At 66.1% G+C, this 15,330-nt stretch carries 12 protein-coding genes and 1 pseudogene; 10 read left to right on the top strand and 3 right to left on the bottom strand.

Features of this window, described 5'->3' with window-relative positions; all coding sequences use genetic code 11:
• The first annotated feature begins 22 nt into the window (after nt 1-22).
• From KAH28_RS16690 to KAH28_RS16670, 5 genes are read left to right on the top strand one after another with little or no spacing between them, the layout of a single operon-like run.
• Nucleotides 23-532: a phage protein Gp27 family protein gene (locus KAH28_RS16690; RefSeq protein WP_366918222.1), complete on the top strand. Its 510-nt coding sequence runs from the start codon at nt 23-25 to the stop codon at nt 530-532.
• Nucleotides 529-1,926: a terminase family protein gene (locus KAH28_RS16685; protein WP_290578598.1), complete on the top strand. Its 1,398-nt coding sequence runs from the start codon at nt 529-531 to the stop codon at nt 1,924-1,926. Before KAH28_RS16690 ends, KAH28_RS16685 begins: the two co-directional genes overlap by 4 nt.
• Entirely contained in the window at nt 1,926-3,503 is a 1,578-nt protein-coding gene (locus KAH28_RS16680; protein WP_290578596.1) for a DUF935 domain-containing protein, read from the top strand. The genes KAH28_RS16685 and KAH28_RS16680 overlap by 1 nt, the downstream gene beginning before the upstream one ends.
• Nucleotides 3,493-4,632, top strand: a complete 1,140-nt coding sequence (locus tag KAH28_RS16675) for a phage minor head protein (RefSeq protein ID WP_290578594.1) — start codon at nt 3,493-3,495, stop codon at nt 4,630-4,632. Before KAH28_RS16680 ends, KAH28_RS16675 begins: the two co-directional genes overlap by 11 nt.
• Complete coding sequence (locus KAH28_RS16670; protein ID WP_290578592.1) at nt 4,629-5,159, top strand: phage virion morphogenesis protein; 531 nt, start codon at nt 4,629-4,631, stop codon at nt 5,157-5,159. Before KAH28_RS16675 ends, KAH28_RS16670 begins: the two co-directional genes overlap by 4 nt.
• A 199-nt stretch (nt 5,160-5,358) precedes the next feature.
• Here KAH28_RS16670 and KAH28_RS16665 read toward each other — a convergent pair whose 3' ends face one another.
• The gene (locus tag KAH28_RS16665) at nt 5,359-5,820 is read right to left on the bottom strand and encodes a hypothetical protein (RefSeq protein WP_290578590.1); all 462 of its coding nucleotides are present in this window, start codon (nt 5,818-5,820) and stop codon (nt 5,359-5,361) included.
• A 213-nt stretch (nt 5,821-6,033) separates the two neighbouring features.
• Here KAH28_RS16665 and KAH28_RS16660 point away from each other — a divergent pair, with 213 nt between their 5' ends.
• Genes KAH28_RS16660 through KAH28_RS16645 form a run of 4 tightly spaced genes read left to right on the top strand, consistent with a single transcriptional unit; the run spans nt 6,034 to nt 12,160 of the window.
• A complete protein-coding gene (locus KAH28_RS16660) occupies nt 6,034-7,302 on the top strand; it encodes a TolC family protein (protein ID WP_084191251.1) in 1,269 nt (422 codons plus the stop codon).
• An 11-nt stretch (nt 7,303-7,313) separates the two neighbouring features.
• Entirely contained in the window at nt 7,314-8,699 is a 1,386-nt protein-coding gene (locus KAH28_RS16655; RefSeq protein ID WP_052367351.1) for an efflux RND transporter periplasmic adaptor subunit, read from the top strand.
• Nucleotides 8,700-8,714: 15 nt separating this feature from the next.
• Entirely contained in the window at nt 8,715-11,813 is a 3,099-nt protein-coding gene (locus KAH28_RS16650; RefSeq protein ID WP_290578586.1) for a CusA/CzcA family heavy metal efflux RND transporter, read from the top strand.
• Nucleotides 11,814-11,827: 14 nt separating this feature from the next.
• Nucleotides 11,828-12,160 (top strand): P-II family nitrogen regulator, encoded by a 333-nt coding sequence (locus KAH28_RS16645; protein WP_043764676.1) that lies wholly within the window; start codon nt 11,828-11,830, stop codon nt 12,158-12,160.
• A gap of 46 nt (nt 12,161-12,206) precedes the next feature.
• Here KAH28_RS16645 and KAH28_RS16640 read toward each other — a convergent pair whose 3' ends face one another.
• Entirely contained in the window at nt 12,207-13,211 is a 1,005-nt protein-coding gene (locus KAH28_RS16640) for an adenylate/guanylate cyclase domain-containing protein (protein WP_290578582.1), read from the bottom strand.
• 117 nt (nt 13,212-13,328) lie between these two features.
• On the opposite strand from KAH28_RS16640, the gene KAH28_RS16635 reads away from it, so the two are divergent.
• The gene (locus KAH28_RS16635; RefSeq protein ID WP_290578580.1) at nt 13,329-13,889 is read left to right on the top strand and encodes a methyltransferase; all 561 of its coding nucleotides are present in this window, start codon (nt 13,329-13,331) and stop codon (nt 13,887-13,889) included.
• 647 nt (nt 13,890-14,536) lie between these two features.
• On the opposite strand, the pseudogene KAH28_RS16630 reads toward KAH28_RS16635, so the two are convergent.
• Nucleotides 14,537-14,834 (bottom strand): annotated as a pseudogene (locus KAH28_RS16630) (ATP-binding protein); the annotation flags it as partial.
• Nucleotides 14,835-15,330: the final 496 nt, after the last annotated feature.

Raw genomic sequence — 15,330 nt, 5'->3', positions numbered from 1 at the left:
ACGCCGGTCCAGCATCGATCAGTTGCCCGAGCCGATCCGCGTCGCTGTCGATGAGGAGCTGGCGCAGGGCAAGCTGAGCCTCGACCAGATCCTGACCAAGCTCGACAAAGAGTTCGGCGACGAGGCCGAGCTACCGTCGCGCGCGGCGCTGGGCCGCCGCAAGAAGCGCCTCGACAAGATCGTGGCGAAGCACCGCCAGACGAACGAGATCATGAAGGTGTTCGTCAAGGAGTTCGGTGCGGGCAACAGCCAGATGAGCCGCGGCATCATCGAGATGCTGCGCATGTCCGTGCACGAGGTCGCCGAGCAGATCAGCGCCAATGCGGAGCCGGATGTGGGTGCGTTGAGCGCGCTGGCGCTGGCGATGAAGCGACTGGCCAGCGCGGAGGAGGTCACGGTCAAGGTCGAAGAGCGCCTCCGCGAGCAGCTGCTGGAGAAGCTCGACGAAGGCCATGCCGCGAAGCAGGGGCCGCGCAAGCTGGATAAGCCAACGCTGGACTACGCACGGAGCGTCATCCGGGGCGAGGCATGAGCGAGCCGATCATCCGGCTGCACGATCGCCAGAAGGCGTGGGTGGACGATCACTCGCGCTTCAAGGCCGGGATGATGGCGCGCCAGACCGGCAAGACCTGGGGATCGACACTGGAGATTGTCGACGACTGTCTCGATGCCGAGGTCAATGGCGGCAAGCGTCGCTGGGTGATCCTGTCGCGCGGCGAGCGCCAGGCGCGCGAGGCTATGGAGGAAGGCATCAAGGCGCACTTCCAGCTCTACGGCGCGACGTTCGATGCGCTTGAGGTGCAGTGGGACGGCTGCGAGGACAAGGCGCTGGAGGTGAAGCTGCCGAACGGGTCGCGCATCACCGGGCTGCCGAGCAATCCCGATACCGCGCGTGGCTTCACGGCGAACGTGCTCCTCGACGAGTTCGCGTTCCACGCCGACAGCCGGAAGATCTGGGGCGCACTGTTCCCGGTCATCTCGCGCAAGGATTTGTTGTTGCGCGTGATCAGCACGCCCAACGGCAAGAGCAACAAGTTCTACGAGCTGCTCACTCAGGGCGGCGTGGAGGATGAGTTGCGCGCGACCGGCCATGCGACCGCCGGGCGCTGGAGCTTGCACCTGTGCAATATCCACGACGCCATCGCGGGTGGTCTCGATCGCGATGCCGATGACCTGAGGGAGGGCCTGGGCGACGACGATCTATGGCGCCAGGAGTACCTGCTGGAATGGCTGGACGAGGCCAGCGCCTGGCTCGACTACGACCTGATCAACGCGGTGGAGCACGACAAGGCCGGCGATCCGGATCACTACACCGGCGGCCCGTGCTACGTCGGCAACGATATCGGCCGCCGCAAGGATCTGTGGGTGGTCTGGGTCGACGAGCTGATCGGCGATGTGTTCTGGACGCGCGAGGTGATCGCGAAGCAGCGCATCAGCTTTCGCGAGCAGGATCAGCTCCTCGACGAGGTGATGCGCCGGTACCGGGTGATGCGCCTGTGCATGGACCAGACCGGCATGGGCGAGAAGCCGGTGGAGGATGCACAGCGGCGCTACGGCGAGTACGTGGTCGAGGGGGTGCAGTTCACCGGCCCGAACAAGCTGATGCTGGCCACCAACGGCAAGCAGGTGTTCGAGGACCGCAAGACGCGGATCCCGCTGGGCGACCAGCTGATCCGCGCGGATCTGCACAGCCTGCGCAAGCTGGTGACGCCGACCGGCGCGCCGCGCTTCGACGCCGACGGCGACACCGATGGCCACGCCGACCGCGCATGGGCGAAGTTCTTGGCGCTGTATGCGGGCAGCTCGCCCTACCAGCCGTTTCGCTATGAGCCCGTGCGCGTCGGCCGGCGGCGCGAGGACGACGACGAAGACGACGATCGCATTGCGACCACGGCCGGCTTCAACCGCTATCGAGGGGTGATCTGATGGGACGCATTGTCGGACCGGACGGCGAGCCGCTGGATCTCGACGTCCTCGAGGAGGAGATCGCCGGTCCGAGCCTGACCGGCATTCGCCAGGTGTGGACGGAGAGCGCGGCCAGCGGACTGACGCCGTCGCAGCTGGTAACCCTGCTGGAGGCTGCCGCCGATGGGCGCTCGCACGACTATCTGACGCTCGCCGATGACATGGAGGAGCGCGACCAGCACTACTACTCGGTGTTGGGCACGCGCAAGCTGGCTATCGAAAGCCTGGACGTGACGGTGGAGGCAGCGACGGACGACGCGGCCGAGCAGCGGCACGCCGACCTGGTGCGCGCAGTGGTGCGCGATGACGCGTTCGACGTGATGCTCTCCGAGCAGCTCGATGCCCTGGGCAAGGGCTACGCTGTCAACGAGATCGTCTGGGACCGCAGCGGCCGGGAGTGGGTACCGGAGCGCTACGAGTTCCGGGACCCGCGGTGGTTCACGTGGGACCGCGACACGCGGCGCCAGATCCGGCTGCTGCACGAGGATGACCCGACCTTCGGGGTGCCGCTGAAGCCGTACAAGTTCGTGGTGCACCAGCCGCGCCTGCGCACGGCGCTGCCGGTGAAGAGCGGGCTGGCGCGCATCGTCGCGTTCGCGTGGATCTGCAAGGCCTACGCGCTGAAGGACTGGTTGGCGTTTGCGGAGGTGTTCGGCATGCCGCTCCGCCTGGGCAAGTACGGTCCGAACGCGAAGCGCGAGGATATCGCTGCGCTGCGCCGCGCGGTGGCGAACCTGGGCACGGACGCTGCCGCCGTGATGCCGGAGAGCATGAAGATCGAGTTCGAGCAGGTCGGCAACGTCACCGGCGGCGCGGAGCTGTTCGAGCGCCTGTGCACGTACCTGGACAAGCAGATCAGCAAGGCAGTGCTGGGCCAGACGATGACCACCGACGACGGATCGTCGATGGCGCAGGCGAAGGTGCACAACGAGGTCCGCATCGACCTGCTGACGGCCGACGCGAAGCAGCTGTCAGCCACGCTGACGCGCGACCTGGTGCGACCGCTGATCGACCTGAACTTCGGTCCGCAGAAGGCCTATCCGCGGATCCGGATCCAGGTACCGGAGCAGGAGGACGTGCCAAAGCTGGTCGACGCCGTCACGCGGCTGGTGCCGTTCGGGTTGAAAGTGGGCATGTCGACGATCCGCGACAAGATCGGGCTGCCCGATCCGGACGACGACGAGGAGCTGCTGACGCCGCCGGCGAAGGCGCCGGCGCCGGAACCCGCGCCGCCGCTCAGCCGCGCCCGCAATGCCGAGGAGCGGCAGCGCATCGCGGATCCCTCGCCGGTACCGGCGCTCGCCGACCAGCTGGGGTCGGAGGCCGCGGCGCCGATGCGCGAGTGGATCGAGGATGTGCGGGATCTGGTGGACCAGGCGAGCAGCCTGGAGGAGTTGCGCGACCTGGTGCTGGAAGCCTACGGCGACCTGCCGACACAGCAGCTCGGCGAGCTGATGGCCGCTGCCTTCGCCGCGGCCGGAGCGCACGGCCGCGAGGCGGTCATCGAAGAATCGGAGCAGATCGACGATGGCGGGTGAGGACGTCGGCCTCCCCTTCGCTGAGCAGATTCAGGCGATCCGCGAGCGCACCGGCAACCTGGTGCCGACAGAGCGCTGGACCGACCTCATGCGCAACAGTCACGACCGCGCATTCGCGGTCGCTGGCGCAGCGAAAGCCGATCTGCTGGCCGACTTCGCGGCGTCGATCGACGAAGCGGTGGCGGAGGGTCGGTCGCTCGACTGGTTCCGGCAGCAGTTCGACGAGATCGTCGGCCGGCACGGTTGGGCCTACACGGGCGAGCGCAACTGGCGCACGCGCGTGATCTACGGCACCAACATGCGCACCAGCTATGCGGCCGGGCGCCTGGCGCAGCTGCGTGATCCGGAGCTGCAGGAAGTGGCGCCGTACTGGATGTATCGGCACGGCGGCAGCGCGGAACCGCGACCGCATCACGTGGCGCTCGATCGCCAGGTGCTGCCGGCGGACGATCCGTGGTGGCAGACCCATTACCCGCCGAATGGCTGGGGCTGCTCCTGCTACGTGGTCGCGGTGTCGGAAGCCCAGGCGCGCCGCATGGGCGGTCGGTTCGACGAGCCCGGTGAGGATCCGGATCCGCAGGGCACCATCGATCCGGGCTGGGACTACATGCCCGGCGAGACGGTCGCAGCCGATATCCGCGCGGCAGTGGCGGAGAAGATGTCCGGACGTCCGTACGACATCGCGGCGCCGCTGCTGGCGGCGATGAACCGCGAGGCCGCAGAGACCGGTCGCTTCCGGCGGTGGCGGGAGAGGCCGGATGGCGGTTGGCCGCTCGCGCGGATCCCCGACGAGGATGCGGACGCGATCTCGTCCCGGGAACGTGTGGCGATGCTCACATCCCCGACCATCCGACGCCAGGATCGCGATCGCCCTGAACTGCGCGATACCGACTACGCCGACACACAGAGCGTGATCGACCGTGCCACACACCGGCTGCGCGTCAGCGAGCGGAGCATCCTGTACGGGCGCCTGCTTGGCGGCGAGGCTGATTCGGGCGCGCACATTCTCGTTGCGCAGACGAATGCAACGGGGCGCGGTTTGGCGCTGACCTCGCTCCAGCGCCTATCGCTCGACGATGCACGGGCTGACGAGAACGTGATGCGGCTGCTCGAGGAGGGTGGACTGTGAGAGTCGATCTGCAGCTCGAAGATCGTCGCGCCCAGGAGTTCCTCGCGCGCATCCAGAACGATGCCGGGAACCCAGCGCCCGCGCTGAAGCAGATCAGCGAGCTGGTCGTCGACTCGACAAAGCAGCGGTTCCAGACGTCGCGCGCCCCGGACGGGTCTCAGTGGGAGCCGAACCGGCCGTCGACGCTATTCGCGCACCTCGGGCGATTCGGCGGCAGCTACCGGCGCGACGGCGGCCTCAGCGCGCGCGGCTCGCGGCGCATGGCGGGCAAGAAGCCCCTCATCGGTGAGAGCCGCGCGCTCTCGACGACGATCAACTACCGCGTCGCGGGCAACGTCGCCGAGATCGGTAGCCCGATGGAGTACGCACCAGTCCATCAGTTTGGCGCACGCAAGGGGGAGTTCGGTAGCACCAGGCGCGGCGCGCCAATCCCGTGGGGCGACATCCCGGCACGCCCGTTCCTCGGAATCAGCGAGTCCGACAGCGCGATGATCCGCGACGTGCTCCTGGACTTCCTGGGCAGCTAGCACCCGCCGTTCGAGCCGCGTTTACTGGCAGTTCGACGAGCAATTTTTCCAGCGTTGAACCCTAAAAATGCCGGCAATTGTTGCAACTCAAGTGTCGCAACCACCTCACCGGCCCGCGCGCCCCGATCCGGCCGGAAACCCGCGCCACGTCTCGATTCTTCCCCCTATATCTCGCTAAATCCCGCCACCTTGGTCTGTATCAACCTAAACGTCGGGATGCACAGTAAACGATAAGGCCGTCGAAATAGCGCGCAATCGCTGTACCTGGCGCATGTCCCACAATCGGTTTACCGAGAAGGCCAGAAATTTTTGCTGAAGGCTCAGCGCTTGCGGCTAGATCCGCATAGAGCACCACGAAAACAATTCCTATATGCAGTCCTTCGCGCCGGTACACGACTGAGACGCGTCCGCGCCCCGGCCCGTCGATGGCTGGGGAGTAACGCGTGTCGCAGCTAACGAGCAGGGCTGGCGGAAGCGCTGCTATAGTGTAGAGGTGCGCAATTCTTTTCTGCCCACCATGGCGATGCTCGTCGCGCTCAGCGTATTGCTGAGCGGGGTGGCGTGGTCTGCGCATCTTGATCTGCCGGTTGATCACGACAGCACGGTTGCCGAGACGCACGCGCACGCAGAGGGCGGGAAACTCGTCTCGGGCTGTGATCATTGCTGTCACGCCTCGGCCCATCTAGTGGCACTGACGAGCAATATCCCGCTCTTCGTTTCCGTGCCCGCCGGGGACTATCACGCAACAGTCCCCGCCGGGATACGGCCGCCGGCGCTCGAACCGCCCTTCACACCGCCCATCGCCTGAGCCTTATTCGCCCGTAACGCGTCGCGCCAAGCGCGGCGCGACCGCTTTTCGCGATGAGGACACACGATGGCATTCCGATTGATGCGCCTTGCCGGCCTGTTGCTGGCCGGCGCGCCCTGCTGGGCGGCTGCGGCACAGCCGCCGTCACCGCTTGATTTGAACCAGGCCCTGGACTGGGCCGAGCGCAACAACCCCACACTGATTGCCGCGCGCATCGGGCTGCGCCAGCGCGAGGGTGCGCTGGTCCACGCCGAGCGGGCGGTGCCCGCCAATCCCCAACTCGGGCTCGAAGCTGCCGATCGCGATCCACCGGACGGATCGGCCAGTACCGATATCGGCATCCGCCTGAGCCAGGAATTCTGGATCGCCGGGCAGAGCGGGCTGCGCCAGCGCGCCGCGCAGGCGCGACTGAGCGCCGATGAAGCCGACTTGCGATTTCTGCAGGTTGCCATGCGTTCGCGCGTGCGCGCCGCCTTTCTCGATGCGCTCGTGGCGGAGCGCGCCGTGGCCACCGCGCGGGAGGTGGTGGCCGTCAACCGCGACCTTGCCGACTACGCGCAGCGCCGTCTCGATGCGGGTCAGGGCACGCGCATGGAGGCCAATGTCGCCCGCATTGGTGCGGGGCGCGCCAGGGCGCTGCTTGCGCGCGCGCAGTCGGAACGGGCGCAGGCCCGTATCCGGCTGCGCGAGCTGCTGGCGCTGGCACCGGATGCACCGCTGCAGCTCGAAGGCCGGCTGAGGCCCACGGCGCCCGAAATGCCGGACAAGCAGGTCCTGATCGAGCGCGCGGTCGCCCAGCGCGACGACCTCGCGGCTGCCGCATCGCGCGTGGCGGCGGCGCGCGAGGAGCTTCAGCTCGCTCGCCGCCAGGTCATCCCCAATCTCACGGTCTTCGGCTTCTACCAAGAAGAGGAAGGGGCGCGCATTGCCGGTGGCGGCGTCTCCCTGCCACTTCCGGTGCTTCACCGCTACGGCGGGGAGCGCCAGCAAGCCGTCGCCGGCCTGGATGCGGCGCGCCTCGACCGCGAAACCCTGGAGCGCGAGGTCCGGCTGCAAGTGTTGTCCGCGCTCAGTGGTATGCAGGCCGCGAGACAGCGGGTGCAGGCCATGAGCGAAGAGGTGGTGGCCGCTGCGCGCGAGAACTTCGCCTTGACTCAGCGCGCCTTCCAGGCCGGAGAGCTGGGCGCGCCGGCGCTGACCACAGCGCAGGACACCCTGATCAATACGCGGCGCGACCATCTCGACGCCCTGCGCGAGCTGGTTGCCACCGGCACCGAACTGGAGCGCGCAACCGGGGGCCTGATCGCCCTCGGTAACGCGCCAGCCAACGAATAGAGGAATACCGAATGCGTACACGACATAACGCCGCGCTGCTGCTGGTGGCCGGCGCATTGATGGCTACCGCTGCCTGCGGTGGCAGTACCGATAGCGCCGAGAGCGCCCCTGCCGGAAACAATACGCATGCCGGCCACGAAGACAAGGCGCACGGCGCAGAGGATAAGCACCAGAGTGGCGGACACGAAGCCGGAGGCAGCGAGGCGGGGCGCCCGCAGGCGTCCGGACACGGCGAGGCCGAGCATGGCGAAGAGGCAACGGAAGGCCACGGCGAAGCCGGACATGACGAAGGTGGAGAGCAAGGCCGTGCGAGTCACACCCAGGAAGAGCGCGCAATACATCTGGAGCCGGCCCAGCGTAATCAGTTGTCGCTGAGCATTGCGCCAGCCGAGGCCGGCACGGCGACCGACAGTGTGCAGGCGCCAGCGACAGTGGCTTTCGACGCGGATCGCATTGCCCGCGTCGGGCCGCGGCTGGAGGCCAAGGTGCTGAAGGTGACCCGGGATCTCGGTGAAAGCGTCAGCGCCGGCGAGACAGTTGCCATTCTGGACAGTGTCGCCCTGGGACGCGCCAAGGCGGCGTATCTGACTGCCCGCGCGAAGCTCTCGGCCGAGCGCGCGAACTATCAGCGGCACGAGAAGCTGGCCGAGCAGCAGATCATCAGTCAGGAGAAGCTGCTGAGCTCGCGTGCGACCTACCTGCAGGCGCAGGCCGAGCGCGACGCCGCGCGCGCCGAGCTGCGCCTCTACGGCCTCAGCGAGGCCGCTATCGCGGGCATTGCCGCCGGCGGTGACGCGCCGCTGTCGCGTTACCCACTGACTGCTCCCATCGCCGGCACGATTCAGCAGCGCGATCTGGTCCCGGGGCAGACCCTGTCCGCGCAGGACACCCCCATCCACATCGTCAATACCGAGCGCATGTGGGTGATGATCGAGGCCGACGAGCAGGACTTGCCTCGTCTGGCACCGGGCCAGCCCGTGACGCTGTCGCTGCGCGCCCTGCCGGGACGCCCCTTCGAGGGCGTCACGGACTGGGTGTCGCGGGAGCTGGACGAGGCTGCGCGCACGGTGCGAGTGCGCGCCGAGGTGACCAATCCGGACGGTGCATTGCGCGCTGGCATGTTCGGCACCGCCCGCATCGCCACCGGCGACAGCGCGCGTTATGCACTGGTACCCGTGGATGCCGTGCAGACGATCGACGGTGAGCAGTTCGTCTTCGTGCCCGGGGATGAGGAAGGTGCGTTTCGCGCCGCCCCGGTCGTCACCGGCGCCGAAGGCAACGGTCGCATCGAGATTCGCGAGGGACTGTCCCCCGGCGATCGCGTCGTCACGATTGGCGCCTTCGACCTCAAATCCGCGCTCACTGCCAGTGGCCGCAGTGCCGCGCACAGCCACTAGCGCGAGGCGGACATCATGATCAACGCAATCCTGCGACTTGCGCTCGAGAATCGGGTGCTGGTCGTCGTCGCGGTCATCGGGCTGGCGATCGGCGGCTACTTCTCCTTCCAGCGGCTGGCGGTGGATGCCTTCCCGGATGCCACGCCGACCATGGTGCAGATATTCACTTCCAGCGAGGGGCTGTCCCCCGAGGATGTGGAGACGCTGATCTCCTATCCCATCGAGATCAGCATGTACGGACTGCCGAATCTGGCGAAGGTGCAGTCGACATCGATCTTCGGGCTGTCGCGCGTCGACGTCTACTTCGAGGACGGCACCGACATCTATTTCGCCCGGCGTCTGGTCAACGAACGACTGGCGGAGGCCCGGCGAGAGATTCCGCCGGGCTTGGGCGAGCCGCAGCTCGGCCCGATCACCACCGGGCTTGGCCGCATCCTGATGTACACGATGGAAGGCGAGGGCTTCTCGCTGATGGAGAAGCGCACCTTCCAGGACTGGATCGTCAAGCCGCAGCTGCGCACCGTGCCCGGTGTGACCGGCGTGCTCTCCATCGGCGGTTTCGAGAAGCAGTACCAGGTCCGGCTCGATCAGAACGCGCTGCTGGCGCGTGACCTGACCGTCGCCGATGTCCGCCGCGCGCTCGCCGCCAACAACCGCAATGTGGGCGCCTCCTTCATCAATCGCGGCGGCGAGGAATACATCATCCGCGGTTACGGCTGGGTGGATTCCGGCGAGGCTGGGCTCGACGACATCCGCGACATCATCGTCGCCGAGCAGGGTGGCAACCCCGTCACGGTCGGCGATGTGGCAAAGGTCGCCCATGGCGCCGCCATACGCCGTGGTGCGCAGATCGCCAATGGCGAGGAGTCGGCCGGCGGCTATGTCTTCAAGCTGATCGGCACCAATACCCAGCAGGTGCTGGTCGACGTCGAGAAGAAGATCGCCGACATCAACCAGTCCCTGCCGGACGGGCTGCGCATCAAGCCCTTCTACTCGCAGGCCGAGCTCACCAGCAAGGCAATCGGCACGGTGCAGTCGGCGCTGCTGCTGGGGGCGGTGCTGGTGCTGTTCTTCCTCTACCTCTTTCTCGGCAACTTCCGCTCTACCCTGATCGTCGTGGCCAGCGTGCCGCTGTCCGTGCTGGCGGCCTTCATCGCCATGTACTTCGTGGGGCTTTCCGCGAACCTGATGAGCCTGGGCGGGCTGGCGATTGCCATCGGCATGATGGTGGACGGCTCGGTCGTCATGCTGGAGAACGTGCTGCGCAATCTGGAGGCGCGACAGGGGGGCAAGGACGTTCCGTTGCTGCGCATCGTCGGCGAAGCTGGGCGGGAGGTCGCGAGGCCGATCGTTTTCGCCACCGGCATCATCATCATTGTCTTCCTGCCGCTGTTCACCCTGCAGGGCGTCGAGGGCAAGCTGTTCACGCCCATGGCTTACACCATCAGTTTCGGGCTGCTGGGCGCCTTGCTGCTGGCGCTGACGCTGGTTCCGGTGATGGTCACACTGCTGTTCCGCAAGGGTGCCGCCCAGGCCGAACCGAGGCTGGTGCACTGGCTGAAGGCCGGCTATCGACCGTTGCGGGATGGCGCGATGCGTTGGCCGGCGGCTGTGCTTGGCGGGGCGGTATTGCTCTTCGCGGGCAGCCTGCTGCTGTTTCCGCTGCTGGGCTCGGAGTTCGTGCCGACGCTGCGCGAAGGCACCTTCCAGGTGCGCTCGACCCTGCCGCCGGGCGCGAGCCTCGATTCGGCCATACAGTACGGCAAGCGCATCCAGTCGGTGCTGCGCGAGTTTCCGGAAGTCACCGGCACCTACTCGCGCGTCGGGCGTGCCGAGGTGGGCGGCGATCCCGAGCCAGTCAATGTCGTGGCCACGGTGATTACGCTCAAGCCACTGGGCGCATGGAAAAGCGGCCGCAACTACGAGCAATTGCAGTCGGCCATGGCCGAGCGCGTCTCGGAACGCATCCCGGGGCTCGCCAACAACTTCTCGCAGCCCATTCAGCTGCGTACCGATGAGCTGCTCTCCGGCGTGCAGGCGCAACTCGTGGCCAGCATCTTCGGCGAGGATCTGGACGAGCTGGCTTCCGTCGGTCGCAAGGTCGAGGCACTGGCTCGGGAGGTGCCCGGCGCTACCGACGTACGGATGCAGCAGCAGTCCGGCAAGCGCCAGATCGTGGTCAAGCCGGATCGCGATGCGCTGGCGCGCTACGGCATCAGCGTCGACGAGGTGCTGAGTACGCTCTCGGTTGGCGTGGGTGGGGACGCCGTGGGGCAGGTTTTCGACGGCGTGCGGCGCTTCGACATTTTCCTGCGCCTGCAGGAGAGCCAGCGCAAGGGCCTCGAAGAGATACGGCGCCTGCAGTTGCGAACGTCGGACGGTGCGCTCATGCCGCTGAGCCGGGTCGCGGACATCTCGCTCTACACCGGGCCGAAGAAAATCTCCCGCTCCAACGCCAGCCGGCGCATCTACGTGCAGATGAATGTCCGCGGCCGCGACATGGGCAGCGTGGTCGAGGATTTGCGCCGACGCATCGAGTCGGAGATCGACATGCCGCCGGGCTACTTCGTCGAATTCGGCGGCCAGTTCGAGAATCAGGAGCGCGCGATGCAGCGACTCTATCTCGTCGTGCCCGTCACGCTGGGTCTGATCTTCCTGCTGCTCTATTCGGCCTTCTCGTCGCTGCGCTATGCGGCGCTGATCTTCCTCAATGTGCCCTTCGCGGTCACCGGCGGCATCGTGACGCTGTGGCTGACGGGGCTCTACGTCTCGGTGCCGGCCGCCGTCGGCTTCATCGCCGTTTTCGGCGTGGCGGTGCTCAACGGCGTGGTGCTCGTCTCCTACATCAATCAGCTGCGCGAACAGGGCATGGGCATCACCGAGGCCGTGCGCACCGGCGCCGAGCACAGGCTGCGACCGGTGCTGATGACGGCCGTGACCTCGATCTTCGGTCTCGTGCCGCTGCTGCTGGCAGACGGCATCGGCGCCAATGTCCAGCGACCGCTGGCGGCGGTCGTGGTCGGAGGGCTTATCACTTCAACACTGCTCACGCTGCTGGTGCTGCCGGCGGTCTACCGCTGGTTCGCTGAGCCCCGGCGCGAAGTGCAGCTCTGACAAAGGAGACGGTCATGAAGGAAATCAAGGCATATGTGCGCGAGAACATGCGTGATGCCGTAATGGATGCCCTCGCGGCGATCCCGGGGTTGCCCGGGATCGCCGTCGTGCATCTGCGGGAATACGGCCACGCGGCCGATGACGGCGGTCTCGCCAAGGCAGAGATGGCCAAGCTTGAGCTGGATGTTCCGGATGCGCTTGCCGAGCCAGTGGTGGATACGATCCTTCGCCATGCGCGTACCGGCGACGGACATGCCGGTGACGGCAAGATTTTCGTCTCCAACCTGGGCGAGGCGGTGCGCATTTCGGATGGTGCGCGTGGCGAGGCAGCGGTGACGCGACGATAATCGGCGTGGCGGCATGCGGAGCGCGTAGGCCAAGGCGGATCCTGACTTATGCCAGGTACAGCGCCGGCATCTGCGTTTCGATCCCTTTCGGGGGCCGTGTCGTTGGCAGTGGCTTGAAGCAGCCGGCGAGATCCGGATCGGTGCTTTCGGTTTCCCGGTAGACGTCGTCCGTGATGACGATTCCTCCCGGCGGTGCCTGGGTCTGGCTGCGCGCCGCGATATTGACGCAGAGGCCGAGGAAGGAAAGGCCTTGTCGATGCGCGCCTCCGATGCGGCCGATCAATAGCGGCCCGGAAGCGACTGAGATGCGCGCCTCGGGGAGCTCGGGTTCGTCGAGCCGAGCAAGGGCGAGGCGCTCTCGCAGCGCGAATGCCGCGGGTACCGCCTCGCCGGCGCCGGCGAAATAGAGCAGCGCGCCGTCGCCCGCGAAGTCGTGTACGTCGCCGCAATGGTGCAGGGCTATCTCGGTCACGGCGGCCATGAACGTCTGTACCAGGGACAAGGCGCGCTCCGCGGATGTATTCATGATCAGCCGGGTTGAGTCCACCATGTCGATGAACAACACGGCCATTTCGCGCCGCACTGGTAGCGTGACGCCCGCCAGAAGCGTCTGTTCCGCAACCAGCGGGACGAGTGCGCTGTGCGCGTCCAGACCGCCGTGGCTGCCTGGGCCGGGCAGGTCCTGCCACGCCAGCGCTGCACCAGCCGAGAGATCGACCGCCTGCGTTTCGTAGCCGGCGCGTCGCCACTCGGGCAGCCCTCCGGCGAGGACGCCCACCGATTCGTAGCCCGCTTCCACCAGCCATTGCGCTACGCGCAGGCTGGAGGCCTCCCCGCTGCACAGGCAGTAGGTGACGACTGGGCGCATCCGCTCTGCGTCCGGAATACGGATCGGTTCAGCATCGAGAAGCAGCGGTATGCCGCCTGGCAAGCGCAACGGGACGTGAGCGAAGGCCGCTCGGCGGCGTATATCCAACAACAGTGGGGGCTGTTGCGTTTGCAACTGCGCCTGCAGCGCATCCGATGTCAGACGAGCAATGGGGTGCGGCATCACCAGTCGCCTCTAAGGATTAAGGGTTTCGCATTATTGTACAAACATATATTCACATGTTCACATGTATGCGGGAGCTCAATACCTGAAACTTTGGATTGAATAGGAGGTGGAAAAATGATCTTGTGGTTGTTGGCTTTGGGAGCGGGCGCGTTGCTTGGGGGCTACGCGATTCAGCGCGTGTTGCGCGAGCAGTTGGCACTACAGCCGTTGTCGTTTCCAACCGTGATCGTCGTGTGGGCGCTTTACGTCTGGCTCACGGCGCTCGCCTTCCTCGCGGCGTGGCTTGGGATAGCACCTTTGGACATTCCGGTCTGGTTGCGTGGGCTTGCCGGCGGCAGTCTGCTCGCGGTAGGCGTGCTGCTGGCTGCTGCCGGCATCGGGCGCATGGCGTCGCTCAGCCGGATGTCCGGGCGCGAGTTGGAGACCCTAGTGACCGGCGGCGTCTATCGTTTAAGTCGCAACCCACAGAACGTGGGCTGGGGCCTTGCGATGCTGGGAGCGGCGATTGCCGGCGATAGCGCCTTCGCGCTAGCGGGCACGTCGGTAGCCTTGGCGTTGTTCGTCGCCTATATACCCTCAGAGGAACGGTTTCTGGGGCATGTCCACGGCGCCGCTTACGAACGTTATTTGCGTTCGGTGCCCCGTTATCTCGGCTTGCCGTCCGCGTCGGAATGATCTTCGCTGGCGCCGATGGCTGGGGTCGTCACGCAATGCGGCCACGAGCGGCTTCAGCCGCTGCCCCTGCAAGAGTCGGTAGCGCCCGGCGGCGAGCTTTCGGAGGAAAGACGTACGATCATTCTTGGATCAGTTGCCCCCCCGTCTCAGTCCCGCCAGGCTGGTAATTCTGCCGAAGATCCTCAACAGTGACGTCACGAAGGGCTTCCTGCGCCTGTCGCTGACGAGGACTGTTCAAGTGCCGGTACAGACGGTCGAAAGCGTCTTCTTCAGGGACGCTTGGACCTTGAGACCTGCCAGCTCCCGGCTTGGTGCTGCCCGTATTAGTCATTCACAGCCTCCATAGGTCACGGGTGCCCTCACTCGCGGCCGGTAGAGAGCGCGATTGCAATGGTGCGCGCCCTGTTCAAGGGGACGGCAACACCGTTGTCAGCGTTCCTGTTCTTGCGCCCGGACCCAACCCATCTTCACCCTTTGTGCACCGGAAATAAAGCCTCGGTAACGCCACGAAAGATGCCAAACACGATGCTGCAGTACGACATAAAGCGCATCATGGAGGTGCTTGGGCTGCGTAATGTTCAACGCCGACTGAAAGCTGACCCACTTTCGGTGTTGGGCACCGAAGTAAATCTGACCCAGCAAGACGGTCATTCGATAGTCTTGGCGGCAGACCGTTGGACGTGCCTGGCCTCGCGCTTGTCTTTGAGGCGGCAGCTCTCGCCGCTGGTCTGAGCGATGTGGCTGGAATCCAGCAGGTGGGCGCGCGGCGCGGCGGTCGCTGTGCTGTCGTCGTCCAGGGTCATGAACCACTGGGAAAAGGGCAAATTGCTGGTGAGTGAGCACGATGGCGCCGCGCTCCTAGCGCCGGATCACGACCTGGAAGAAGAGGTTGGTCTGGTCTCGCCCGAAGGGTAGATAGCCCAACTCGTCGATGACCAGCAGTCTGGAGCAACCTCACAACGTGCGGAAGTTAGTACTGGCTGACAGCCCGACTGCCGATGGCTAATCCGGCCGCCAGCTTCGCCTACGTGGGTCAGATTTACCTCGACGCAATGGGGCAGCTTCGCACCGGCGCTCACGCCCATCGACCGGATCTACCGGGACACGAAAGGGAGCTCACTTCCACTTACGCGGTAGATTCCGAGCCACCTTTGGCCCCTGGTTTGCGGCCGGCGCCGACGCGCCGGCCTCCGCGTCTGCCCGCGGAGTGACGCTCAGTAAACGCTCGCTCCCATGCTTCGAGCCTGTTCAGATAGCTCCTTGCCATCTCCGGATCCTCGGCAAACTCTTGATGGACTTGATCCCGAAGCGCCCTTGGTAGCGCGACCGGATCATCCGACTGCTGCAGAAGCGAAAGTAGGTTCTTCGCAGTTGGATAGCGCTTGGACGCAGCGCGATAGTAGCGACGCAGCCAGACGGGGTCGTGTCCCACGACGTGGTG

This window comes from Algiphilus sp., assembly GCF_023145115.1.
In the GTDB taxonomy this organism is placed as follows: Bacteria; Pseudomonadota; Gammaproteobacteria; order Nevskiales; family Nevskiaceae; genus Algiphilus.
The sequence above is the reverse complement of the archived record's forward strand: the minus strand, read 5'-3'. Positions and strand labels throughout refer to the sequence as shown.